At 69.3% G+C, this 23,212-nt stretch carries 23 protein-coding genes; 11 read left to right on the top strand and 12 right to left on the bottom strand.

The window, feature by feature from the left end; translation table 11 throughout:
- Positions 1–25: 25 nt before the first annotated feature.
- The 3 genes from AB0E56_RS04000 to AB0E56_RS03990 form a co-directional block, all read right to left on the bottom strand.
- Complete coding sequence (locus AB0E56_RS04000) at positions 26–991, bottom strand: alpha-ketoacid dehydrogenase subunit beta (protein ID WP_183152906.1); 966 nt, start codon at positions 989–991, stop codon at positions 26–28.
- 11 nt (positions 992–1,002) lie between these two features.
- On the bottom strand, positions 1,003–2,130 hold the full coding sequence (locus AB0E56_RS03995) for a thiamine pyrophosphate-dependent dehydrogenase E1 component subunit alpha (RefSeq protein WP_359796835.1): 1,128 nt from the start codon (positions 2,128–2,130) through the stop codon (positions 1,003–1,005).
- Positions 2,131–2,247: 117 nt separating this feature from the next.
- Complete coding sequence (locus AB0E56_RS03990) at positions 2,248–3,315, bottom strand: histidinol-phosphate transaminase (RefSeq protein ID WP_359796832.1); 1,068 nt, start codon at positions 3,313–3,315, stop codon at positions 2,248–2,250.
- Positions 3,316–3,397: 82 nt separating this feature from the next.
- Here AB0E56_RS03990 and AB0E56_RS03985 point away from each other — a divergent pair, with 82 nt between their 5' ends.
- The 3 genes from AB0E56_RS03985 to AB0E56_RS03975 are packed head-to-tail and all read left to right on the top strand — an operon-like array spanning position 3,398 to position 4,427.
- A complete protein-coding gene (locus AB0E56_RS03985) occupies positions 3,398–3,604 on the top strand; it encodes a ribbon-helix-helix protein, CopG family (protein WP_183151271.1) in 207 nt (68 codons plus the stop codon).
- Between the two features lie 3 nt (positions 3,605–3,607).
- Positions 3,608–3,988, top strand: coding sequence for a type II toxin-antitoxin system death-on-curing family toxin (locus tag AB0E56_RS03980; protein WP_359796830.1), 381 nt, complete (start codon positions 3,608–3,610; stop codon positions 3,986–3,988).
- A gap of 34 nt (positions 3,989–4,022) precedes the next feature.
- Positions 4,023–4,427, top strand: coding sequence for a phage holin family protein (locus AB0E56_RS03975; protein ID WP_359796828.1), 405 nt, complete (start codon positions 4,023–4,025; stop codon positions 4,425–4,427).
- A 2-nt stretch (positions 4,428–4,429) separates the two neighbouring features.
- Here AB0E56_RS03975 and AB0E56_RS03970 read toward each other — a convergent pair whose 3' ends face one another.
- Genes AB0E56_RS03970 through AB0E56_RS03955 form a run of 4 tightly spaced genes read right to left on the bottom strand, consistent with a single transcriptional unit; the run spans position 4,430 to position 6,634 of the window.
- Positions 4,430–4,831, bottom strand: a complete 402-nt coding sequence (locus AB0E56_RS03970; protein ID WP_359796826.1) for a PIN domain nuclease — start codon at positions 4,829–4,831, stop codon at positions 4,430–4,432.
- Positions 4,828–5,046 (bottom strand): type II toxin-antitoxin system VapB family antitoxin, encoded by a 219-nt coding sequence (locus tag AB0E56_RS03965; protein ID WP_359796825.1) that lies wholly within the window; start codon positions 5,044–5,046, stop codon positions 4,828–4,830. Before AB0E56_RS03965 ends, AB0E56_RS03970 begins: the two co-directional genes overlap by 4 nt.
- 47 nt (positions 5,047–5,093) lie before the next feature.
- Positions 5,094–6,374: a hypothetical protein gene (locus AB0E56_RS03960; protein ID WP_359796823.1), complete on the bottom strand. Its 1,281-nt coding sequence runs from the start codon at positions 6,372–6,374 to the stop codon at positions 5,094–5,096.
- Positions 6,371–6,634 carry a hypothetical protein gene (locus AB0E56_RS03955; protein WP_359796822.1) on the bottom strand — a complete coding sequence of 88 codons (264 nt, stop codon included), beginning with the start codon at positions 6,632–6,634 and terminating at the stop codon, positions 6,371–6,373. Before AB0E56_RS03955 ends, AB0E56_RS03960 begins: the two co-directional genes overlap by 4 nt.
- Before the next feature lie 156 nt (positions 6,635–6,790).
- Between AB0E56_RS03955 and AB0E56_RS03950 the strand changes: the two genes are divergently transcribed.
- Both AB0E56_RS03950 and purB read left to right on the top strand, forming a co-directional pair.
- Positions 6,791–7,330, top strand: a complete 540-nt coding sequence (locus AB0E56_RS03950; protein ID WP_359796821.1) for a low molecular weight protein-tyrosine-phosphatase — start codon at positions 6,791–6,793, stop codon at positions 7,328–7,330.
- A complete protein-coding gene (gene purB, locus AB0E56_RS03945) occupies positions 7,327–8,709 on the top strand; it encodes an adenylosuccinate lyase (RefSeq protein WP_359798257.1) in 1,383 nt (460 codons plus the stop codon). The genes AB0E56_RS03950 and purB overlap by 4 nt, the downstream gene beginning before the upstream one ends.
- A gap of 21 nt (positions 8,710–8,730) precedes the next feature.
- On the opposite strand, the gene AB0E56_RS03940 is transcribed toward purB, so the two are convergent.
- On the bottom strand, positions 8,731–10,056 hold the full coding sequence (locus AB0E56_RS03940) for an alkaline phosphatase family protein (protein ID WP_359796819.1): 1,326 nt from the start codon (positions 10,054–10,056) through the stop codon (positions 8,731–8,733).
- A 321-nt stretch (positions 10,057–10,377) separates the two neighbouring features.
- On the opposite strand from AB0E56_RS03940, the gene AB0E56_RS03935 reads away from it, so the two are divergent.
- Positions 10,378–12,570, top strand: coding sequence for a PQQ-binding-like beta-propeller repeat protein (locus AB0E56_RS03935; protein ID WP_359796818.1), 2,193 nt, complete (start codon positions 10,378–10,380; stop codon positions 12,568–12,570).
- Here the strand turns inward: AB0E56_RS03935 and AB0E56_RS03930 are convergent.
- Complete coding sequence (locus tag AB0E56_RS03930; protein ID WP_359796817.1) at positions 12,560–13,570, bottom strand: Lrp/AsnC family transcriptional regulator; 1,011 nt, start codon at positions 13,568–13,570, stop codon at positions 12,560–12,562. The genes AB0E56_RS03935 and AB0E56_RS03930 overlap by 11 nt on opposite strands.
- A gap of 180 nt (positions 13,571–13,750) precedes the next feature.
- Between AB0E56_RS03930 and AB0E56_RS03925 the strand changes: the two genes are divergently transcribed.
- Genes AB0E56_RS03925 through AB0E56_RS03905 form a run of 5 tightly spaced genes read left to right on the top strand, consistent with a single transcriptional unit; the run spans position 13,751 to position 20,514 of the window.
- Positions 13,751–15,118: an extracellular solute-binding protein gene (locus AB0E56_RS03925; RefSeq protein ID WP_359798255.1), complete on the top strand. Its 1,368-nt coding sequence runs from the start codon at positions 13,751–13,753 to the stop codon at positions 15,116–15,118.
- Positions 15,115–16,074, top strand: coding sequence for a sugar ABC transporter permease (locus tag AB0E56_RS03920; protein WP_359796815.1), 960 nt, complete (start codon positions 15,115–15,117; stop codon positions 16,072–16,074). The genes AB0E56_RS03925 and AB0E56_RS03920 overlap by 4 nt, the downstream gene beginning before the upstream one ends.
- On the top strand, positions 16,071–16,940 hold the full coding sequence (locus AB0E56_RS03915) for a carbohydrate ABC transporter permease (protein WP_359796813.1): 870 nt from the start codon (positions 16,071–16,073) through the stop codon (positions 16,938–16,940). The genes AB0E56_RS03920 and AB0E56_RS03915 overlap by 4 nt, the downstream gene beginning before the upstream one ends.
- Positions 16,937–18,325: a Gfo/Idh/MocA family oxidoreductase gene (locus AB0E56_RS03910; RefSeq protein ID WP_359796811.1), complete on the top strand. Its 1,389-nt coding sequence runs from the start codon at positions 16,937–16,939 to the stop codon at positions 18,323–18,325. The genes AB0E56_RS03915 and AB0E56_RS03910 overlap by 4 nt, the downstream gene beginning before the upstream one ends.
- Complete coding sequence (locus AB0E56_RS03905; protein ID WP_359796810.1) at positions 18,322–20,514, top strand: alpha-N-acetylglucosaminidase TIM-barrel domain-containing protein; 2,193 nt, start codon at positions 18,322–18,324, stop codon at positions 20,512–20,514. The genes AB0E56_RS03910 and AB0E56_RS03905 overlap by 4 nt, the downstream gene beginning before the upstream one ends.
- On the opposite strand, the gene AB0E56_RS03900 is transcribed toward AB0E56_RS03905, so the two are convergent.
- The 3 genes from AB0E56_RS03900 to AB0E56_RS03890 are packed head-to-tail and all read right to left on the bottom strand — an operon-like array spanning position 20,465 to position 22,936.
- Positions 20,465–21,898: an MFS transporter gene (locus AB0E56_RS03900; protein ID WP_359796808.1), complete on the bottom strand. Its 1,434-nt coding sequence runs from the start codon at positions 21,896–21,898 to the stop codon at positions 20,465–20,467. The two genes, AB0E56_RS03905 and AB0E56_RS03900, sit on opposite strands and share 50 nt — an antisense overlap.
- A gap of 37 nt (positions 21,899–21,935) precedes the next feature.
- Positions 21,936–22,289 carry a hypothetical protein gene (locus AB0E56_RS03895; protein ID WP_359796806.1) on the bottom strand — a complete coding sequence of 118 codons (354 nt, stop codon included), beginning with the start codon at positions 22,287–22,289 and terminating at the stop codon, positions 21,936–21,938.
- Entirely contained in the window at positions 22,286–22,936 is a 651-nt protein-coding gene (locus tag AB0E56_RS03890) for an acyl-CoA synthetase (RefSeq protein WP_359796805.1), read from the bottom strand. The genes AB0E56_RS03895 and AB0E56_RS03890 overlap by 4 nt, the downstream gene beginning before the upstream one ends.
- Positions 22,937–23,212: the final 276 nt, after the last annotated feature.

Genomic DNA, 23,212 nt, shown 5'->3' with positions numbered 1-23,212 from the left:
GAGTCCTTTCGGCCGAGCGGTGGTGTCAGTAGGCCAGCGAGCGGTCGACGGCCTCGAGGATGCGGTCGGCATCCGGGAGGTACGCGCCTTCGAGCTTGGCAGGGGGAAACGGGGTGTCGTAGCCCGAGACGCGCAGCACCGGAGCCTCGAGGGCGTAGAACGCCCGCTCCATCACGGTCGCCGCGATCTCGCCGCCGATGCTGCCGAAGCCCTGCGCCTCCTGCGCGTAGACCATGCGCCCGGTCTTGCGGATCGAGCCGAGGATGGGTTCGTAGTCGACCGGCGACAGCGAGCGCACGTCGACGACCTCGCAGCTCGTACCCTCCGCCTCGGCGAGCGCCGCCGCCTGCAGGAGCGTGGTGACCATGGCGCCGTGCCCGACGAGGGTCACATCCGTCCCGGTGCGCACCACACGAGAAGAGTGCAGCGGGACGGCCGGCGCGTCGAGCTCGACCTCACCCTTCTGCCAGTAGCGGCTCTTCGGCTCCATGAAGATCACCGGGTCGTTCGAGGCGATCGCCTCCTGGATCATCCAGTACGCGTCGTTGGGGGTCGACGGCGAGACGACGCGCAGACCCGGGGTGTGCGCGAAGTACGCTTCGGGGCTCTCCTGATGGTGCTCGACCGCGCCGATGTGCCCGCCGTAGGGGATGCGGATCACGATCGGCATGCTCAGTGCGCCCTCGTGCCGGTTCGTGAGCTTGGCGAGTTGCGTCGTGATCTGGTCGAACGCCGGGAACACGAACCCGTCGAACTGGATCTCGATGACCGGACGGTAGCCGACCATGGCCATGCCGATCGCGGTGCCGACGATCCCGGACTCCGCGAGCGGGGTGTCGAGCACCCGCCGGTCGCCGAAGTCGCGCTGCAGGTGCTCGGTCACCCGGAAGACGCCGCCGAGCTTGCCGATGTCCTCACCCATGAGCAGGACCTTCGGGTCGTCCTCCATCGCCTTGCGCATGCCGGCGTTCAGGGCCTTGCTGAGCGGCATCGTCTCGAGGGTCACTGTGCTCCTCCTTCGAACGACGCCTCATAGCGGGCGCGCCAGGCCTTCTGCTCGTCGATCAGCGGGTGCGGCTCGCTGTACACGTGGTCGAACATCTTGTCTGCGCTGGGCGGTCCGAGTTCGACGGTGCGCGCCCGGAGGTCTTCCGCGGCATCGGCCGCCTCGGCCTCCACGTCGGCGAACAGCTGCGCCGGGGCTCCGCGCCCTTCGAGGAAGGCGCGCATCCGGGCGATCGGGTCGCGCCCCGCCCAGTACTGCTCCTCGTCGGAGCCGCGGTACTTCGTGGGGTCGTCGCTGGTGGTGTGTGCACCGAGCCGGTAGGTCACCGCCTCGATCGCCTGGGGGCCCTTGCCACTGCGGGCCTCGTCGAGGGCGACGCGCGAGACCGCGTAGCTGGCCAGCACGTCGTTGCCGTCGACGCGGACGCTCGGGATGCCGTAGCCGGCACTGCGCTGGACGAGCGGCACCCGCGACTGCGTCGTGACCGGCACCGAGATGGCCCAGTGATTGTTCTGCAGGAAGAACACCGTCGGCGCCTGGTAGCTCGCGGCGAAGACCATCGCCTCGTGCACGTCGCCCTGACTCGACGCCCCGTCGCCGTAGTAGACGATGACGGCTTCGTCGCGGTCGAGGTCGCCCGTGCCGCTGCGGCCGTCGAAGGCGAGCCCCATCCCGTAGCCGGCGGCGTGCAGCACCTGCGACCCCAGCACGAGCGTGTAGAGACGGGTGTTGCCGTTCTTGGGGTCGGTCGGGTCCCACCCGCCGTGCGAGACGCCGCGCATCAGCTTGATGATGTCGACCGGATCGACCCCGCGGATGCGCGTGACGGCGTGTTCCCGGTACGACGGGAAGATCGTGTCCTGCGCGCGGGCGGCACGACCGGAGCCAACCTGCGCCGCCTCCTGTCCGCGGCTCGGCGGCCACAGCGCCAGCTGCCCCTGCCGCTGCAGGTTCGTCGCCTGGGTGTCGATCGCGCGGATGACGACCATGTCTCGGTAGAACTGCTCGAGCTCCGCATCGCCGATCGCCTCGATCAGCGGGAGATACGGCTCGGCGGCGGGGCTGGGCGCGAAGGTCCCGGTCTCGTCCAGAACGCTCACAAGGGGTGTCTCGGAGGTGGTCACGGTCTCACGCTACCCGCGCCCGCATGCCGGGTCACGCATACCTAGGACGCCCACATAACTGCCCGGAAACCGGAGAATTCCGGGCGAAACCGGGCGCGGCGCGGCCGTGACGGCAGGTCAGCGGACGGCCGCGGCGACCTCGAGCACGCGGGCGATGGAGTCTTCTTCGCCGACGGAGATGCGGATGCCGTCGCCGGAGAAAGGCCTCACGATGAGGTCGTTCTGCACGAAGGCGACCGCGACGTCGTCGGTGCGCTCGCCCGTCGGCAGCCAGACGAAGTTCGCCTGAGAGTCCGGCACATCCCAGCCCTGCGCGCGGAGGCCGGCGACGAGACGGGTGCGTCGCTCGACGATCACGCTCACGCGGTCGAGGAGTTCCGCTTCGGCATCGAGGCTCGCGATCGCGGCGTTCTCCGCCGCCGAGGTCACCGAGAGCGGGATGCCGGTGGTCCGCGCCGCGTCCAACACCTTCTCGTGACCGATCGCGTACCCGACCCGCAGCCCGGCCAGACCGTAGGCCTTCGAGAACGTGCGCAGCACCACGACGTTCGGGTGCTGCTCGAACACCCGCTCGGCGAGACCGTCGACCGCATCGGGTGCCGTGACGAACTCGGCGTACGCCTCGTCGAGGATGATCAGGATGTCGTTCGGCACCCGCTCGACGAAGGCGGCGAACTCGGCGCTCGTGATGATCGGGCCGGTCGGGTTGTTCGGGGTGCACAGGATGATCGCGCGGGTGCGCTCCGTCACGGCATCCGCCATCGCGTCGAGGTCATGACGCGACTCGGCGGTGAGGGGGACCTGCACCCCGGTCGCTCCGGCGACGAGCGGCAGGCTCGGGTATGCCTCGAAGGACCGCCAGGCGTAGATCACCTCGTCGCCCACGGACGCCGTCGCGAGGATCAGCTGGTGCAGGATCGACACGCTGCCCGACGCGACGTGCACCTGGTCGGGGTCGACGCCGTAGCGCTCCCCGAGTCGGGCACGCAGTCGAGCGGCGGTGGCATCCGGGTAGCGGTTGATCGGTGTCGTGCGCTGCAGGGCCTCGAGCACCGCGGGCAGCGGATCGAACGGATTCTCGTTGCTCGAGAGCTTGAACGCGTCGGGCCCTGCCTGCTTGCCCTGCCGGTACGGCGCGAGGGCGGCGATCGCGGGGCGGATACGGGGCAGGGTCGGCTCGGTCACGAGGTCGAGTCTACGAGGGGAGCTCACGGCGCGAGTCCGGGTCTCTCTGTCGACATGCGAACGGCGGTGGTACCATTTTGGTATGGCGATGACGGTGCGACTCCCGGAAGAACTCGATGCCCAGCTCGAGGCGATCGCGCGTGCGCGGCACACCTCCAAGCACGCGGTGATCATCGAGGCCGCCGCGCGGTTCGCGAACAGCGAGTCCAAGACGGATCGAGTGCTCTCCCTCGCCGCCGAAGTCACCGAGCGCTACGCCGACACTCTCCGGCGGCTCGAAGACGCCTAACAGATGGCGACCGAGTACATCGAGCCCGAGCAGGCACTCGCTCTGATCGCGAAGCTCGGGCTGCACGTCCGCGATGAGGGGCTGCTCTTCTCTGCACTGGCTCGCCCTGCAGCCGGGATGTTCGGCGTCGACGCCTATCCGACCTTCGAAGAGAAGGCCGCGGCACTGATCAGTTCGGTGGCACAGAATCATGCGTTGTTCGACGGCAACAAGCGCATCTCCCTGTACCTGATGTTCATCTTCATCCGGCTCAACAGGCACGACGTCACCTTCACGAACGACGAGGCGTTCGACTTCGTCCTCGACGTCGCTCAGAGCCGGCTGGACCTGAAGGAGATCGCGCAGGTCCTCGCCACGCATATCCGAGAGACCCCCGGAGGCTGACTCTCGCGGGCGTCCGTGCGACACTGGTCGGACTATGCGCTTCATCATCCGCGTCGTCGTCAACGCCTTCGCTCTGTGGGTCGTCACGCTGATCCCCGCCCTGCAGGTCACGATCACCGCCTTCCCTCCCGGCGAGACCCTGCAGCTCGTGCTGACGCTGCTCGCCGTGGCCGCGATCTTCGCGCTCGTGAACACGATCATCGGCACCGTCGTCAAGATCGTCGCGTTCCCGCTCTACATCATCACGTTCGGGCTCATCGGCTTCCTGATCAACGGCTTCCTGCTGTGGCTGACGGCCTGGATCACGAGCGGCTTCGGTTGGGGCCTCGCGGTCGGCGACTTCTGGTGGGGAGTCCTCGCGGCGCTCATCATCTCGGTGATCAACGGCATCTTCGGCTTCATCCTGCGCCCGCAGAGCAAGAGGTCCCGTCGCGACTGACCTCAGGACGCGGACTCGAGGCGAAGCGGGCTGATCTCCGCCAGGAACAAGAAGTCACGATCGCGTTCCAACAGCGACACGTCACGACGGATCGCGACGGCCGCGATCAGACAGTCGACCATGCTCCGGATCGGATGGCCGTTGAGAGCCGAGGCGCGATAGAGGTCGGAAGCGGTTCGGAAGTCCGTCACCGAACGCAGCGGAACGAGGGGTAATCCGTTCGCGATCGCCTCCACTCTCGCGAGCTCCTGCGGCGTGCGCGCGCCGGCGAGGAGCTCCATGATCACCGGCTCCGTGATCGCGATATCCGCATCATCGACGATCAGCCGTTCCAGCTGGTCGACGACCGGGGCATCGATGCCGCGCAGATACGCGATCCACACCGATGAGTCGACGAGGATCACCGATCTCCCCACGACGACGGCGGATCGTCACGGATCGCCTGGAGATCGCCCGACCACCCCGAGCCCTTGAGCCCCAGAAGGAACTCCTTCGTCAGGGGCGCTCCGACCAGGCGGCGGAGCGCGAGATCGACGGCCTCCTTCTTCGTGGATACCTCGTACCTTCGCATGACCTCGCGGACGAGCTCGTCGTCGATGTCGATATTCGTGCGTGCCATACACCGACGATACACCTCTGATACACCAGTCGCCTCGACCGTCACGGTCATCCCGTCCGCTCCGCGTGGAACTCGGTGCGCTCGACGTCGACCGCTTCGCCGAGTTCGGCCCAGTACGCGTCGAGCGCCTCGGCGCGCGGATCCGGTGACGCATCCACCATCTCCGCGGTCTCGATGTACGTCTCGAGCGCGTGCGCCTCGAGCTTCAGGTCTTCGAGGCCCGCTCGCGGATCGCCGACCCGCGACGCGGTGAAGCTGTCGTCCGACCCCGTGCCCGCCGCCGAACCACCTCCCGCGAGCGCGGAGACGACGTCGTCGGTGTGACGGAGCTGGACGAGCGTCTGGTCGTCGCCGATCGTCGGCTCCTGCGGGCTTCCCGCGGTCAGCTGCATCGTCACCTCGTATTCGCTCTCCATCGCCAGGTGCGCGGCGATCATCCCGCCCTGCGAGTACGCCACCACGTCGACCCGATCGCCGCGCTCCGCCCCCGCGGCCTCGAGCGCATCCAGCGTCGCCTCGTAGGACGCCGACTTCCGCCCCTGATACAGCTCGACGTTCGACTTCATGTCCCACGGCTCCTCCTCGCCTGCGCGCCACGGGGCGGAGTTGCGCGTCCCCGTGACGTACGCCACATAGCGGGGCGCACCGTCGGGCATCGTGTACCTCTCGACGGCCACCTGTGCGTTCGACGACGGGATCCGTCGCAACGCTCCGGCGAGGCTCTGCGGCGCGTCGGGAGCCGACGTCTTCACCGCGGTCACGCGCACCGGGTCGGCCGGTCCGTGCAGCGTCATGCCGGGAAGCAGCTTTCCGGCGCCGGAGGTCACCCCCACCAAGGCCCCCGCCAGGAACAACGGCGGCAGCAGACCCCCGGCGTCGAACTGCTCACCCAACCCGTCGAAACGCCGCTGCTCCCATCCCGCCACCAGATAGTCCGCCATGTCGGCGAGCCTTCCGTCGGCTGCCACGAGTCGGTCGGCACGGGCGCTGGCGGCAGCTGCCGCGGCCGCATCGGTCACGGCGAGCGCTTCGGCCCTGGCGCGCTGCTCGACCACCTCGAACGCGTCGGCCATCAGCATCACCCCCGTGCAGGCGCTGTCGAGTTCGGCGCGGAGCGCCCCGAGGTGCTCGTCGCTCCGCTGCAACGCCGCGACATCGAGGTGCGGGCAGGCGCCCGGTTGCGCTGCGACGGTCCGGAGCGCACGACCGACCGCATCACGAGCCTCCTCGTACTTGGCCGTCAGCGCCCGCATTCCTGCTCCGACGTCGCGCAACTGCCCGGTGTCGACGGCGATGGCCCCTCCGTGATCGATCTCGAGTGCCGTCATCCCCTCCCTCCCCCGCTCGATTCCCACGCACGCACGTTCAGGCTCCCGGACTCGGCACCGGTGTCGTCGCGCATCCGGACGAGCAGAGCCTGCAGCGCGCGGAACCCCTCGGACTGCCAGTCCGCCCCGTCGATGAGTCGCACCAGCGCAGCGCCTGCCTCTTCGACGATCGACAGCGCCGCCATGATCTCGCGATGGATGACGAGGCGGGCCCAGAGGTCGTCGGAAGCGACGATGTGATCTCGTGCGACGGGGTGCATGGCTTCAGGTTCCCGGATCGAGGCGTTCTCTCGCGCGATGCTCCCTACGGATGCGCGCGCGCAGTGCAGAGCCGATGAACCTGTCCACGTGTGCAGAAAAGGCCCGCACTCTCGCGCGCGCTGTGCAGGAACGCCCGAGGCGGGCAGAATGTACCTGTGACGTCCCCGGTTCCCTTCCGTGTGATCTTCGTGTGCACGGGGAACATCTGCCGGTCTCCCATGGCCGAGGTCGTCTTCCGCGACCTGGCGGAGAAGCAGGGCCTCGGCCAGCGCATCGTCTCGCGCAGCGCAGGAACCGGAGACTGGCACCTCGGCGAGCGCGCCGACCACCGCACGATCGACTCGCTCGCACGGCGGGGATACGACGGGTCGCAGCACCGTGCGAAGCAGTTCACCGCGGCGACCTTCGCCGAGAACGACCTCGTGGTCGCCCTCGACCGCACGCATGAGCGCATCCTCCGCGAGTGGGCCCGCGACGAGGACGAAGAGGGCAAGGTCACCCTCCTGCTCGCTTTCGACCCGAACGCGACGACGCACGACGTGCCCGATCCGTACTATGCGGGCGCGGAGATGTTCGATTCGGTGCTCGGTATGATTGAGACCGCGACTCGGGGCCTGTTCCGCCAGCTCGAACCCGCCCTTCGTCTCCCCCGCACGCCCCGGACCTTCGGGGCCCCATCAGGAGGACTCCCCTGACTTTCCAGCCTTCGCTCCCGCCGCAGCCGCTCAGCCCTCTCGACGGTCGCTATCGCGGCGCCGTCACCGGTCTCGCCGACTTCCTCTCCGAGGCGGGCCTGAACCGGGCACGCGTCGAGGTCGAGGTGGAGTGGCTCATCGCCCTCACCGACCGCTCGCTGTTCGAGACCTCGCCGCTGTCCGACGCCGACAAAGAGCGCCTGCGCGCGCTGTACCGCGACTTCGGGCAGGCCGAGATCGACTGGCTCGCCGAGAAGGAAGCGGTCACCCAGCACGATGTGAAGGCCATCGAGTACCTCGTGCGCGACCGCCTCTCCGCGCTGGACCTCGACGCGATCGCCGAGCTCACGCACTTCGCCTGCACGAGCGAGGACATCAACTCCGCGGCCTACGCCCTGACCGTCAAGCGCGCCGTCGAGGAGGTCTGGCTCCCTGCCCTCGACACCGTGATCGCGAAGCTCCGCGAGCTCGCGGTCGAGCACGCCGACGCCGCCATGCTCTCCCGCACGCACGGCCAGCCCGCGACGCCGTCGACGATGGGCAAGGAGCTCGCGGTGTTCGCGTGGCGCCTCGAGCGCGTACGCGCCCAGATCGCGGGATCCGAATACCTCGCCAAGTTCTCCGGGGCGACCGGCACGTGGTCGGCGCACCTCGCAGCCGACCCCGACGCCGACTGGCCGACCATCGCCCGCGAGTACATCGAGGGCCTCGGCCTCGGGTTCAACATCCTCACCACCCAGATCGAATCGCACGACTGGCAGGTCGAGCTGTACGACCGCGTGCGGCACGCCGGCGGCATCCTGCACAACCTCGCCACCGACATCTGGACCTACATCTCGCTCGGCTACTTCGCGCAGATCCCGGTCGCCGGCGCCACCGGTTCTTCGACGATGCCGCACAAGATCAACCCCATCCGGTTCGAGAACGCCGAGGCCAACCTCGAGATCTCGGGCGCGCTGCTCGCCTCGCTCGGCCAGACGCTCGTCACCAGCCGGATGCAGCGCGACCTCACCGACTCCACGACGCAGCGCAACATCGGCGTGGCGTTCGGCCACTCGCTGCTCGCCCTCGACAACCTGCGCCGCGGACTGAACGCGATCTCCCTCTCCCGCGACGTGCTGCTCGCCGACCTCGACGTGAACTGGGAGGTGCTCGCCGAGGCCATCCAGACTGTCATCCGCGCCGAGGTCGTCGCCGGCCGTTCGACGATCACCGACCCGTATGCACTGCTCAAGGAGCTGACGCGCGGGCACCGGGTGGGCGCCACCGACCTCGCCACCTTCGTCGAGCAGCTCGAGATCGGGGACGCCGCCAAGCAGCGCCTGCTGGCATTGACCCCCGCGACATACACCGGCATCGCGGAGCGCCTCGCCCACTAGCGAGACGCCCCGCTCGGGCCGTCAGCGGCGACGGATCGCCTCCGTGAGCACGCGCCCCTCGGCGGCGGCCGGTGCCTCCATGCCCAGGAGGGCGGAGATCGTCGGTGCGATGTCGACGTGCCGCGGGGCTTGCGCGACGTGGTGCGGGCGCACTCCGGAACCGGCGAGCACGAGCACCGTCTGCATGGTGCGCGAAACCCCGTGCACGCCGGACACGCCGTCCGACGGAGCGGCGCCGAGGCTCCATCCCTCGTCCGGCTCGATCACCAGCTCGCCGTACTTCGCCGACATGTGCAGCGCCCGCTGTTCGACCTCGTCGTACACGGCGGAGATGTGCGGCATCGCGGAGACCGCCGCATCGATGGCCGCCGCGGCCGACGGATCACCCACCGCTTCGCCGACGAGATGCAGCGACCCGACGCCGCCCACGACGATCACGGCATCGGTCTCGGGACGCGGCGACTGCCCCGCGGTGAGCAGCTCGGCCTGATAGCCGGCGTCGGAGATCGTCGAGAGCAGGTCGTCGCGCATGCCCTGCGTGAACGTCTCCATGCCGTGATCACCGGTCACTACGAACGCCGTACGGCCGAAGATCCCTGCATCCTTGGTCGCCTGCACGAGGCGGCCGATCTGCGCGTCGACCTCGGCGATCGCCTCCGGCATTCCAGGGGCATCCTTTCCGTCGGCATGACCGAGTGCGTCAAGCCGATCACAGTACACAGCAATGAGGTCCGGGATGCCGGGCATCTGCACGGGCACGCCTGCGCTCATCACGGGGCGCCCCTCGAGCACGGCGACCGCGTCATCGGTGCGCCGTGCGCAGTCCCCGCCCGGCTGCGTGTACAGCCCCTCGGGATCGCCGAACGCGGTTCCGTGGTTCTGCACGATGAACCACTGCGACGAGAGCACCGTTCCGCCCTGTTCCCTGATGGACTCCGCGATGGTCGGCACCGCCAGGTCACGCTGCTGGCCCACGGCCACCCCCGTCGCCGGATCGTAGAAGTAGGCCGCGTTGTCGTGGGTCTCCGGCCAGGCTCCCGTCGCGATCGACGACCAGGACGGGTTCGTGATGGAGGTCATCACTCCGGTCGACTCGCTGATCGCACCGCGCGTCGCGAGCGCGCGGAGGTTCGGCATCGCGTCACCGGCGAGATAGTCGGGGTCGAAGCCGTCCAGGGCGATGAGCACCACGTGATCAGCCAGCGGAGGGCGCCCGGCCTCGTCACCGCCCGCCATCGCGGCCGCAGGTGCCGCACCGACCGCGGCGCCTGCGGCCAGGGTCGCCGTGGCGAGCAGGCCGAAAGCCCCTGCCGCACGCGTCCTGCCCCTCGTCGTGAACCTGCTCATGCTGCCTCTCCTCACGTCGCACGCGCTCGACGCCTCTCGTCGACCGGCTGCGAACGACGGTGTCGGCATCCGGTGCGAAGGATCAAGACACCAGCGGTCCGGTGCAAGAGATCGCCCATGCGGCCACGCCGGTTGAGTGATTCCGGCAGGACTGACGACCTGTCGGTTGATCGGTTTCTTGCGAGCCGAGCCGCCGAGGTGTCGATCCCTCGCATTCCTTCCTGCTGACGGGACATGGCGGGCACCGCCTCGATTGGGTGCTGCAAGAACGCCTACGACGAGGAGGAGCGGACAGTGGAACACACGACACCGAACAGACCCGTGACAGAGACACCCCTGACCAGGCGAGGATTCCTCGGCGTGACGGCTGCGGGCATCGCCCTCGGAGCGGCCGGGGGCTGGGGACCCTGGCCGGGTGGCGAGCTGGCGTCCGCCTCGACGGGGGAGAACTCGGAGGGCTCTCTGCGCTTCGCCGTCCTCACCGACACTCACGCCAACGAGGATGAGACGGCTCGGATGACCAACCTGCGCCGGATCTTCGCCGCGATCGAGGCGGAAGAGCCGCAGTTCGTGCTCCACTGCGGCGACATCACGGACTACGGCAGCGACGATTCGTTCGAGGCTTACCGCGACCTCATCCCCGCGACGCTCTGGAGCCGTCTCCGGCACGTGCCGGGCAACCACGAGATCCGCTGGGACACGAGTGCCCGCCGTCGGTTCCAGCACTGGTTCGGCCCCACGAGCTACGGCTTCGACGCCGGCGGCGTGCATTTCATGGCGCTCGATCCGACGCAGCTGCTGCAGGAGCCCGGCCTCTTCGCCGACGACCTCGCGGCTCTGAAGGAGGAGCTCAGCGAGGTGAAGGACCGGCCGTCGATCCTGTTCCTGCACTACCCGCTCGGTGGCGCCAACTACTACGTGAACGACACGGATGCGCTGCTGCGCACGATCGCGCCGTTCCCGGTGCGCGGCATCTTCGCCGGACACCGCCACCTCAATGAAGTGGATCGCTTCAACGGCCTCACGCAGGTGACCGCGAACGCCGCCCGGCCGGGTCCGTTCTACCTCCGCGTCACCGAACGGCGCGGTGGACAGGGACGAGCGCTGCACGTCGAGCACGTGACCCTCGGCGCGACCGACGCCGACAGCCCGACGGTGGAGTCGCTCGCAGAGATCCCGCTGGAGGCACCGTCGAAGACCGCACAGGCGATCCGCATCAGCCCACGACCCGGCGACACCGAGATCGCCCTCACCGCGGTCCCGAGCCGGACCGCCGTCTCGGCGGAGGCACGCCTGCACCCGCAGGCCGTGTTCGGCGCGCGGGACGAGACCGCGTGGACCCCCCTCGTGGCCCGCGGCCGTTCCTGGCACGGAGCCGTCGACCGCACCGGGGTCGCCGCCGGCGCACACCGCATCCAGGTGCGCGCCGTCGACGCCTCGGGCATGCGCCGAGAAGAGTGGACGGAGGTCGAGCTCCCCGGTTCGACGCGCGCTCGCCTCGCGTGGGAGCTCGACATCGGTGGCCGACTCCAGGGAGCGCTGGCGGTCAGCGGTACGACAGTGGTCGCATGCTCCACGTCGGGTCGTGTCACAGCGGTCGATGCGTCGAGACGGGGCAGGGTCAGACCCCTCTGGACCGCCGACGCCGGAGCCGTGCACCGGGGCGCCGCGTTCACGCCCGACGGCAGCCGAGTCGTCGTGCCCGGCGCGGACGGCAACCTGCGGGCGCTCGACGCGCGCTCCGGTCATGCGGTGTGGACCAGCCGCTTCGACAAGCCCGTCCTCACCACGCCGCTCGTGGCCGGGACCGATGACGACGACGGCCGCATCCTCGTCTCCGCCGAAGACACGCTGCGGTGCCTCGACCTGGACGGCGTGACCCTGTGGGAGGCTCCGGTACCGGTGCGCACCGCGGGCCGTGCGGCCTGTGACGGCGACCGCGTGTACGTCGGAGCCGGCGACGGACGCGGGTATGCCTACGACCTGCGCACCGGCGCCGTACTCTGGTCGGTCCTCACGACCGACCGTCCCGACCGGTACCGACAGCTCATCTACGGCCCGTGGGACGACTGGGTCGAGGTGCTCCCGACAGGCGCCGTGGTCTTCAGCACCGTCGTCGACGCCATCGCCGTCGACCCGCACACCGGGGAGGAGATCTGGCGCTCACCCGGAAGCTACATCTTCGCCCCGAGCCTGCCGCTTGCCGACGGCGGGCTGATGCTCACCTCCGAGTGGGGCGTGGTCACCGTCGTCGACCAGGCAACGGGAGCCACGCGGTGGAGCGCCCAGGCGGTCCCGCGTGTCGTCAACGCCGGCCCGGTCATCGATCGGCGCACGGGTGCGGCGTGGTTGGTGTCGGTCGGAGGGCTGCTCGCCGAGGTGCGTCCCTCCGACGGGGTCGTGAGGGTCGATCGGCAGCTGTTCACCGCGAACACGTTCTCGACACCGGTGATGGCAGCCGACAAGCTCGTCGTCGCAGCGCAGGACGGTGTCCTGCGCGCCTTCACCGTGTGAGCGGCGCGGTCATGGTGCGCGGCTCCACCGCAGCGACTTCGCGGAGGAGACCCGCGCGCTTGACCGACCGCAACGCGACCGCCACATCGGCGTGCTGGAGACCGGGGAGTCCGCCGATCGTCGCGGAGATGAACTCGTACAGCGCGGCATCCGAAGCGAGCGCCACCTCGCCGCACAGATTCCGGTCGCCCGTGGTGGCCGAGATCATCAGCATGGACGGGTGCTGCGCCAGCATCTCGCCCGCCCGACCGAGCTGCGTCGGATTCACGCTCAACGAGATGAAGGCGTTCACGGCCAAGCCGACCGTCTCGGGGTCGACGACGGCCCGCATGCGCAGAGCTCCCGATCCGAGCATCGCCTCTGCACGACGCCGCACGGTGACGGCACTCGCGTCGCAACGGTCAGCCAACTGCTGCCAGCCGAGGCGTCCGTCGCTCGCGAGCGCATCGGCGATCCGCTGGTCGAGGGCGTCCAGCCGAACCGGCTCGCCGGGCAGGGGATCCCGCCACGGATCGAGCCGCTGCGAGCGCAGCTGCGACGCGATCTCCTCGGACAGCAGCGCAGGCAGCCAGCTGTGCGGCGTGGCGAAGCGGCGCACGACCTGGTTGCTCCAGACTGCCAGCACACCGTCGAGCGAGGGCAGCTGCTCGAGCGTGATGGCGAGCAGGTGATCGTTGGATGTGTAGTTGATCTCGGCGATGCAGTCGACACTTCCCGTGACGAGCTTGACCGAGCCGCACTCCGGCCAGGCGGCCAGCCGCTGCGCCGACCGGTTGCCGTCGCCGGGGCGGCATCGCAGCCGCACGAACAGAGAGCGCGAGCGCGCGGTGGCCTCACCGTCGAGCACGCCGATCACGCGGACGGCGCCCTCGCGGATCAGCCGAGCCACCCGGCGTGACGCCGTCGCCTCGGAGGTGAACACCGCATCGCTGATCTGGGCGTTGGTGGCGCGCGGGTTGGCCAGCAGCGCCCCGATGATGCGGCGGTCGAGATCATCCACGGATCGTACGATACCTTCACTCTGACCGTTCCAGAAGATGATTCTTTGCACCGAGGCGAGTGATCTCACTAGAATCGCTCGTTTCGCGGGAGGATCGCATCACTGCCGTGGCACCGCCGCCTCGGCGTTTCTCCCCCCGGCGCGCTGCGCCACGACCCGAGGAGTGTTGACGTGACCCGTATGTCAGCGCCGCGCATCGCGGCCCCCCTTGCGGCCCTCGCCGCACTGTCCCTGCTCGCCGGCTGTTCCGCTGCCGACGACTCGCCGGAGGCCGAGGACCAGAGCATCGTGTTCTGGACCCCGCAGACGACTCCCGAGCGGCTCGCTGCACAGGAGGAGGTCGCCGCCGCCTTCACCGAGAAGACAGGCATCGAGGTCGAGGTCGTGCCGATGGCCGGCGCGGATCAGGATCAGGCGCTCGTGACAGGTGCCGCGAGCGGGGATGTGCCCGACGTGATCCTGCACGCCTCGACGCAGACCGGGGCGTGGAGTTCGCAGGGCCTCCTCGACACTCAGGCCGCGACCGCCGCGGTCGACGCGCTCGGCCCCGACACGTTCAACGCGAACGCGCTCGAAGCGGTCACGATCGACGGGCAGATCTCCGCGGTTCCCAGCGACGGCTGGTCGCACGTGATCGCCTACCGCACCGACCTCCTCGAGCAGGCAGGGGTCGATGTGCCCACCTCGGTCGAAGAGCTCGCCGACGCAGCGACCACGGTCAAGGAGGAACTCGGCATCACCGGGCTGGCCTTCGGCACGCAAGCAGGCACCGCATCGGCCACCGAGGGCATCCAGTCCCTGTTCCAGAGCGCCGGATGCGAACTCGTGACCGACGGCGAGGTCACCATCGACTCCGACGCGTGCACCGAGGCCGCCGAGCAGTTCCTGGCCCTGCGCAACTCGTCGACCGCGGGAGACTTCGACGTCACCAGCGCACGCGCCGCCTACATGAACGGCGACGCGGCGATGCTCCTCTTCTCCACCCACATCCTCGACGAGCTGGCCGGACTCGACCCCGCCACCCCCGCCACCTGCCCCGACTGCGCGGCGACGCCGACCTTCCTCGCCGACAACACCGGCTTCATCACCGTGCTCGGCGAGGAGCCGCGACAGTATGGCGCCGTGCTCGGCTACGGCATCCCGACGGGAGCGAACACGGCGGCCGCGCAGCAGTACATCGAGTACGTGCTGGACGAGGGTTATGCCGACACTCTGGGCGTCGCCACCGAGGGGCGGGTGCCGCTGCGCAACGGGACGGCCGACGACCCCGAGGCATTCGCCGCCGCGTGGGGTGAGCTGGGCATCGGACCGGCCCACGACCGCACCTCGGCCGAGATCTACGGCGACGAGTTCGTGGACGGCATGAGCGAGGGCATCAACTCGATCTACCTGTGGGGCATGGGCACGGACGACGCCACGCTCGCCGGTCTGGTGTTCAGCCAGGGCGTGCTCGCCAACCAGATCGAGCAGCTCTACAACGGCTCCTCCCCCGCCGACGTGACCGCCGCCATGAAGGCGGCCGTCGAGGAGGTCCAGGCGGGCCTGTGAGCACGGCACCTCTCCGTCACCGTCGGGAGCGGCACACCCGCCGCTCCCGACGGGACGACCGCAACGGACTCCTGCTCACCGCCCCGACGTTCCTCGTCATCCTGCTCGCGTCGGTCATCCCGCTCCTGCTCGTGATCGTCTTCGCGTTCAGCGAGGTCCGGCTCGTCGACATCCCGCGCCTCGGCACCGAGCCGATCGACTGGACGCTCGACAACTTCCGGCGCGCGATAGAGAACCCCGCTTTCTGGCGCGCTCTGGGCACCACGCTCCTGTACTCCACGCTGACGATGATCGGCTCGGTCGGCGTCGGCCTGGTGCTGGCCCTCGCGCTGCGGAGTCCGTTCCGAGGTCGAGGGATCGTGCGTGCACTCCTGCTCGTCCCGTACGTGCTCCCGCTGATCGCCGCCGTCACCATCTGGCAGACCATGCTCAACCCGCAGTACGGCATCGTGAACGCCTTCGGCCGTCAGGTCCTGGGATGGGATCAGGCGATCGGCTTCCTCAACACCTCATCGACCGAGGTCTTCGGGGTTCCGGTGCCGCTGTCGTTGCTGGTGGTCGTGGCGTTCGAGATCTGGACCTCCGCCCCGCTCGCATTCCTGTTCATCACCGCGCGGCTGCAGGGCGTCTCTCCCAGCATCGAGGAAGCGGCCGCGCTCGACGGCGCGAACCGCATGCAGATCCTCTGGCGCATCGTCATGCCTCAGCTCAAGGGCGTCATCCTGCTGCTGTGCCTGCTGCGGTTCATCTGGACGTTCCAGAGCTTCAGCGAGGTCTATCTTCTCACCGAGGGCGCCGGAGGGACTCAGCTCATGGCGCTCAAGGTCTACACCGAGCTGGTCACCCGCGCCGACATCGGCAGCGCCTCCGCCTACGGACTGCTCATGTCGGTGGTGCTGATCGTGCTGCTCACCGTCTACGTCCTCGCCGCCCGCAGAAAGGTCGACACCGAATGACCCGCCGTCGCTCGCCGCTGCGTCCGCGCCCCGCCGCGATCGTGGGCCGGACGATCCTCATCGCCGTCGCCCTCCTGTTCGCGATCGGTCCTGTGCTGTACGGATTCCTCCTGTCGGTGCGTCCGTACTCCTCGATCGTCCAGGCGCCGCTCGATCTGCTCCCCGCCCTCGACGAGCTCGACTTCTCGGGGTACACCACGGCGATGCTCGACCCGGAGCAGGGCGGCTTCGGCCTGGGACGCTTCGTGCTCAACTCCCTCCTCGTGGGACTCGGCACCGTGGTCCTGTCGATCCTCGTCTCGATCCTCGGGGCGTATGCCGCCGCCCGACTGCGCTACCGCGGTCGGCGCGGGATGAACGCGATCATCCTCGCGGTCTACCTGTTCCCCGGGATCGTGCTCTCGGTGCCGCTCTTCGTGCTCCTCGCCAGGGCGGGCCTCACTGGTTCGCTCATCGGGTTGTTCCTCGTCTACGTCGCGACCACGGTTCCGGTGTCGATCTACATGCTGCGCAACTACTTCCAGGCGCTGCCGGAGAGCGTCGAGGAGGCAGCGATCGTCGATGGGGCCTCGCTCCCGCAGATGCTGCGCAGCGTCGTGCTGCCGATCGCGCTCCCGGGGGTCGTCGCGACCTCGATCTACGTGTTCATGATCGCCTGGAACGAGTACTTCTACGCCCTGCTCTTCCTCGTGCGCGACCGCGCGCAGTGGACGGCGCCGCTCGGCATCTCGCAGCTGGCCGACTTCAATGTCCCGGTGACCGTGCTGCTGTCCGGATCCATCGCGGTGACCGTCCCCATCGTCATCCTCTTCTTCCTCGCGCAGCGCTACCTCGTCGAGGGACTGACGGCAGGAGCCGAGAAATGAGCACGTCAGCGGGACCCCAGCGCATCGTCATCATCGGCGCGGGCGGCCGGGGTCGCGACGCCTACGGGCGATGGGCGATCGAGCACCCCGACCGCGCACGGATCGTGGCGGTGGCCGACCCGGCCCCGGATCGGCGTGAGGCGCTGGCCGCCGCGGCCGGAGGCGCGCGCACCTACGAGGACTGGCGGGGCGCGATCGCCGACCTCGGGCTGCTCCAGGCCGATGCCGTCGTGATCGCCGTGCCTGATGCCCTTCATGTCGATGTCGCGATCGCCGTCGCCGACGCAGGGCTGCCCTTCCTGCTCGAGAAGCCCGCCGCGCCGAGCGTCGATGAACTCCGCCGACTCGCACAGCACGCCCGTCGCACCTCGTCGGCCCTCGCCATCGGCCACGTGCTGCGCTTCACGCCGTTCTGGCGTTCGGTGAAGCGCATCCTCGACTCCGGCGCCATCGGACGCATGATCACCCTCGAGGTTCGCGAGAACGTCGGCTACTGGCACTTCGCGCACTCCTACGTGCGGGGCAATTGGCGGAACAGCGCGACCTCGGGCCCGATGGCTCTGACGAAGACGTCGCACGACCTCGACATCATCCGCTGGCTCGTCGGCGCAGCGCCGGAGACGGTCTACAGCATCGGGGAGCTGAGCTGGTTCCGCGCCGAGAACGCTCCCGCGGGCGCACCGGAGTTCTGCGTGCAGGGCTGTCCCGTCGCCGACAGCTGCCCCTTCTTCGCCCCGCGCTACTACGTCGACGCACTCGCGGGGGTCACGGGCCACCCCGTGCATCTGCTGGGCGACGACATCTCCCCCGCCGGCCGCATGCGCGCGCTGCGCGAGGGCGACTACGGTCGCTGCGTCTTCCGCAGCGACAACGACGTGGCAGACCATCAACAGACCACGATGCGCTTCCCCCGAGGCGTGACCGCAACGCTCACGGCCTCGGCCTTCACCGCCGAGAACACCCGCAACGTGACGATCACGGGTTCGGCCGGCCAGCTGTCGGGGCACATGGAGAGTGGAGAGATCGTCGTGGATCTGTTCTCACCGGACGGTCGAATGCCGGACGGGCTGCCCCTGGAGGCTCGGGAAGTCGCCCCCAAGTCGGTCCTGGCGCACGAGCGTCACACCCTGCGGGTGGCTCTGCCCAACCCCGATCTCGGCGATCACGCGGGCCACGGCGGTGGGGACGCCGGCCTGATGGCCGAGTTCGTCGAAGCGGTGCGGCTCGACATGGTCGGCACGGGCGAACTCTCCTTCGAGACGGCACTCGACAGCCATCTCATGGCGTTCGCTGCGGAGGAATCACGACGAACGGGTGAGCCCATCGACTTCGCCTCCTGGGCACAGCGGATGGCACTGCCGCTCGATGAGGGGATCCGCCGGTGACGGAGCATCCGGAGTCGGTGGTGCTCGCCCTGCTGGAGCGGGTGGGCGCGGAGACGTCGCACGTGCGCGTGGAGGTGCTGCCGCCGGAGGGGACGCACGCCGCGGTCGCAGGGTACGAGGCCGAGAACGGCGTGCTCACGCTGCGCGGCACGGACGTGCCGTCGACAGCAAGCGCGTTCGCCCGGTACCTGCACGGTCAGGGGCGTCGCATCACATGGGAGGCGCCGCGACTGGACCTTCCCTGGGAGCGGTGGCCCGATGCGCCTCGAACCGAGCTGCGCACGCCCTTCGCCGTTAGATACCACCTGAACGTCGTCACGCACGGATACTCCACGGCCTATTGGGATGAGGACCGATGGGAGCGGGAGCTCGACTGGATGGCGCTGCACGGGGTCACGCATCCTCTGCTGCTCACCGGCTACGAATCCGTCCTGGCGGAGACGCTGCGCCGAGCCGGCGCGGATGCGACCGCTGTGCGCGCGTGGGTCGGCAGCGCCGCACACCTGCCGTGGATGTCGATGGGCGGGATGCACGACTTCGGCGGTCCGTTGCCTGAGCGCTGGGACGACCGGAGGATCGCGCTCGCACGTCGCATCCTGACGCGCGCACGCGAGCTGGGGATGACGCCCGTGCTGCCCCTTCCCGGAGGTCACGTCCCGCGCTCGGTCGCCGGTCCCGACGCGCTGGAGATCGATTGGCAGGGCTGGCGCACACCACTGCTGGATCCCGCCTCCGCCGACTTCGCCCGCTTCATGAGGCTCTTCCTCGACACGCAGGAGGAATTGCTGGGACACCCGGGCTCCGAGCCCGTGTTCGCCGTCGATCCCTTCATCGAATCGCTGCCGCCGTCCGGTGACCTCGCCGACCTCGCCGCTGCCGGTGCAGGGGTGCACGACGCCGTCACCGCCGTGCATCCGCGGGCGACCTGGCTTCTGCAGGGGTGGCCGTTCCACTACCACCGCGCATTCTGGACGGACGAACGCGTGGACGCGTATCTGTCTCGCGTCCCGCACGACCGGCTCCTGCTGATCGATCTCTGGGGCGAGCACGCGCCGATGTGGCGCAGGGGCATGCACGGGCGCCGATGGATCTGGACGGCCGTGCACAACTTCGGCGGCCGTTTCGCACTCTTCGGGGACCTTCGCGGTCTCGCACGCGACGTGGCGGAGCTGATCGAGACGGCGCCCGACCGCCTGGAGGGCATCGGGCTCGCACCCGAGGCGATCGAGAACAACACCGTGTTCTACGAGGCCGCCTCCGATCTGGTCTGGGGACCGCTGGACATCGACGCCTGGCTCGCCGACTTCGCGGTCCAGCGGTACGGCGTCGCCGACGACTCGGCTGTCGAAGCATGGCGACTGCTCGGCACCACGCTGTACGGACCAGGTCGCACCCGATCGATCCCCTCACCGGTGATCGCGCGGCCATGGAGCGCGCGCGCCCCGTTCGCGACGCAGCGTCTCGCCGGAGAGGCCCTGCCTGCCGAACCCCCTCGCATGTCGGCCAACATCGACGCCGAGAACGATCCCGCGGTGCTGGGCGACCTCCCCGCGATCACGCACGCCGCGCAGCTGCTGCTCTCCCTCGCCGATCGCGCGCTCTCCCGTGAGTCGCTGGAGAAGGACGTGGTCGAGCTGACCGGGCACGTTCTCGCGCAGGGCACCCGCTACCGCATCCGCGGCGCGCTCGAGGCGTTCACTGCGGGAGACGCGCCAGAGCTGCGCCGCCACGGCGCCGCTCTGGAGGATGATCTGCTGGCCCTCGATCGGCTGGCTGCGACGCGCGCAGACTCCCGAGCATCCTCCTGGATCGATCAGGCGCGCGCGTGGGGTGACACCCCGGCGGAGCGCGATGCGATGGAGCGGGACGCGCGCAGCCTGATCTCGGTCTGGGGTCATCAGAGCAGCGGGCTGCACGACTACTCGGGTCGGCATTGGTCTGGTCTGATCCGAGATCTCTACGTTCCGCGCTGGGACGCATGGATCCGGTGGCTGGCGGAATCGGCGGAGCGGGGCACGATCCCGGACGAGTCGGTGCTGCATCGCCGCATCATCGAGATCGAGGAGCGCTGGCGCGCGGGCATCGGCTCCGACGACGTCTCGTCCGAGGATCCCCTCGACGTCGCGGCCGGGATCCTCGCTACGCGCGCATCTCCCCGGAGTGCGACTCCGGACGGTCGCGTGGCATGAAGGCGGCCGCGACCAGGGTGAGCACGGCGGTCGCTGCGACGGCGACGAACACCCACACCGACGCGTGGATGATCGTGTCCGGGTCGTCGGTCCCTGCGCCCTGCGCGATGACGACGTTCGAGATCGCCCCGAACACGGCGACACCGACGGCGCTCCCGGCGGAGCGCGCGAACGCGTTCATGCCGGTCACGGCCCCTCGTTCGCCCCATTCGACCGAGGACTGGGCGGCGATGAGCGTCGGAGCAGCGGTCCACCCGAGCCCGAACCCGAGGACGAAGGCGATGCCCGCGATCATGAGCGGGTGCGGCCATGACGCCACCGCCGCCAGGGTGATCGCGGCGACCGTGGTGATGCTCATCCCGATCATGGTGGTGCGTCGGAAGCCGATCCTCAGATACAGCCGCCCGACGTTCGCGGCCGCGATCGGCCACCCCAGGGTCAATGCCGCGACCGCGAGCCCTGAGAGCAACGGCGCGATGCCGAGCGAGCCCTCGAGATAGGCGGGCGCGAAACTGGTGACGCCGATCATGAGCGCGCCGACCCCGAGCGACACGACCGTGGTGGTCAGGATCAGCGGCCTGGCGACGAGGCGGAGGTCGACGATGGGCTCCTCGACGCGGCGCTCGACGACGGCGAACAGCGCAAGGGCGACGATCCCGATCCCGAAGCAGAGTGCGCTCTGCACGGAGAGCCATGCCCAGGCGTTGCCGCCCTCGAGCATGCCGAGGATGAGTCCGGTCAGCCCGATCGTCAGCAGCACGGCGCCCGCGTAGTCGATCCGATGCCGACTCGTCTGCTTCTGCTCCTTGTACTTGAGCTGCAGCATCCACGCCGCGATGAGACACAGGGGGATGTTCACCCAGAAGATCCACCGCCAGGCGTCGAGCTGTGCGAACACCCCGCCGAGTGCCGGTCCGACGACCGACGAGATCGCCCACACGCTCGCGATGTATCCCTGCACCTTGGCACGCTCGGCGACCGTGTAGATGTCGCCGACGATCGTCATCGCCATCGGCGCGACGGCCCCGGCACCGAGCCCTTGGATGATGCGGAACACGATCAGCGCCGGCATGCTCCACGCGAAGCCGCAGAGCACGGAACCCAGGAGGAACAGGGCGATGCCGAGGAGGATGATCGGTTTGCGCCCGACCGTGTCGGCGAACCGGGAGTAGATCGGAACACTCACCGCCTGGGCGAGCAGGTACACCGAGAACAGCCAGGGGAACTGCTGATAGCTGCCGAGATCGCGGACGATGCTCGGCACGGCTGTCGCGAGGATGGTGGCATCGATGGCGATGAGCCCGGTGGCGAGCATCAGCGCCCCGAGGATGGGCCCTCGCGCCGACCGGAATCCGATGGAGGCGCGGTCGACGGAGGCAGTCACCTCAGGGACAAGCGTGCGCGGCGCACGGGTATTCCGGTCACGAGGACGCGGTGCGGCCGGGTTCCTCGCCCTCGGCGTCACCCTCGGGCTCCGGGTCGTACAGCACCGGACGATCGACGGTCTTGGTGACGTCGGAGGGATCGACGGCGAGGATGAGCATCGCCAGGATCAGCAGCGTGACGATGAAGGCGCCGCCTCCGACGACGAGGCCGAGCGCGACGGGGGTGAGACCGTCGTAGGTGCCGTTCGCGATCGCCGTGTTCACGCGGGAGGTGAAGGCTCCGGTCGAGACCAGTGTGACCACCGCGGCGAAGACACCGCAGCCCAAGGCGATGAGCAGGAGGTGCAGAGGGCGCAGGATGTCCCGACGGGTGGGCTTCTCGTCGCTCATCGCTCTCCTCCGTGCACCGAGGGGGCGGCGCTTCCCGTCGATTCGTCGGCCGCGGCGGCGGCATCCACCTTCTTGGGAGTGAGCCCGGCGATGCCGAGGAAGACCGCGACGATCGCCGCATAGCCGCCGAACATCCCGACGCCCAGGATGATGCCGGACAGGATGAAGGTGCCGGCCTTGTCGATCGTGTACTCCTGTACGAACCCGGACGGGATCAGCAGCAGCACGATTCCGAGCAGGACGCCCAGCGCACCGACGGTGATCGCGTCACGCGCCAGCGGGTCACCGGTGCGGCGTGCACGGATTCCGGCGAGCAGCTCGATCCCTCCGCTGAGGATGGCCCAGCTCGAGACCACGATGAAGAACATGTCGTCCGAGCGCAGCGCGGGGATGCCGCTCACCCCTCCCGCGACGATGCCGAGCACGGCGAGCAGGATGGCGGACCATCGCGACCCTGCGGGGAGCACCAGCCACGCCGCGAGCAGATGCACCAGCGCGGTGACGAACGCGAAGCCGCTGAAGACCGCGAGGCCGATGGGCGCCGAGTGGTCCGACGAGAACGTGATCATCAGCGCAGCGACGGCGGCGAACAGTGCGCGCAGCAATTGCACGTGGCGCAGGGTGAATGCGCGAGCAGGGGCAGCCATGACGGTCCAGAGTCCTCCGGGGTGTTCCCCCCAGTCTACGCGGGGCCGCGGAGCCGCGACGCCGCGAGCACGGCGGCGGAGGATTCGTGAAGCCCGGCGGATCTCCCCAGATCGATTGCCGGGCTTCACGACATACGCAGCAAGGGGGGCATCACTGCGTCAGGCCGCAGATCGCAGGGTCGGGCACCCGCCCACGAAGACGGCCAAGTGACCCCACATGCCCACCCGGTCCCCTGAGGTACGCGCGTGCGGTCGTATGCTCACTTTAGGGCGGTG

Origin of the sequence: Microbacterium sp. NPDC028030 (assembly GCF_040637855.1) — a bacterium.
Classification (GTDB): Bacteria; Actinomycetota; Actinomycetes; order Actinomycetales; family Microbacteriaceae; genus Microbacterium.
Note: the sequence above shows the minus strand (reverse complement) of the source record. Positions and strands in the feature narration are given on the sequence as shown.

Bases quoted from the DNA above. Each gene is read 5' to 3' on its own strand.
- AB0E56_RS03960 (WP_359796823.1), bottom strand. From the start codon at position 6,374: ATGACGGCACTCGAGATCGATCACGGAGGGGCCATCGCCGTCGACACC.
- AB0E56_RS03965 (WP_359796825.1), bottom strand. From the start codon at position 5,046: ATGGCACGCACGAATATCGACATCGACGACGAGCTCGTCCGCGAGGTC.
- AB0E56_RS04000 (WP_183152906.1), bottom strand. From the start codon at position 991: ATGCCGCTCAGCAAGGCCCTGAACGCCGGCATGCGCAAGGCGATGGAG.
- AB0E56_RS03910 (WP_359796811.1), top strand. From the start codon at position 16,937: ATGAGCACGTCAGCGGGACCCCAGCGCATCGTCATCATCGGCGCGGGC.
- AB0E56_RS03980 (WP_359796830.1), top strand. From the start codon at position 3,608: ATGGCGACCGAGTACATCGAGCCCGAGCAGGCACTCGCTCTGATCGCG.
- AB0E56_RS03940 (WP_359796819.1), bottom strand. From the start codon at position 10,056: ATGAGCAGGTTCACGACGAGGGGCAGGACGCGTGCGGCAGGGGCTTTC.
- AB0E56_RS03925 (WP_359798255.1), top strand. From the start codon at position 13,751: ATGTCAGCGCCGCGCATCGCGGCCCCCCTTGCGGCCCTCGCCGCACTG.
- AB0E56_RS03985 (WP_183151271.1), top strand. From the start codon at position 3,398: ATGGCGATGACGGTGCGACTCCCGGAAGAACTCGATGCCCAGCTCGAG.
- AB0E56_RS03955 (WP_359796822.1), bottom strand. From the start codon at position 6,634: ATGCACCCCGTCGCACGAGATCACATCGTCGCTTCCGACGACCTCTGG.
- AB0E56_RS03895 (WP_359796806.1), bottom strand. From the start codon at position 22,289: ATGAGCGACGAGAAGCCCACCCGTCGGGACATCCTGCGCCCTCTGCAC.
- AB0E56_RS03890 (WP_359796805.1), bottom strand. From the start codon at position 22,936: ATGGCTGCCCCTGCTCGCGCATTCACCCTGCGCCACGTGCAATTGCTG.
- AB0E56_RS03975 (WP_359796828.1), top strand. From the start codon at position 4,023: ATGCGCTTCATCATCCGCGTCGTCGTCAACGCCTTCGCTCTGTGGGTC.
- AB0E56_RS03915 (WP_359796813.1), top strand. From the start codon at position 16,071: ATGACCCGCCGTCGCTCGCCGCTGCGTCCGCGCCCCGCCGCGATCGTG.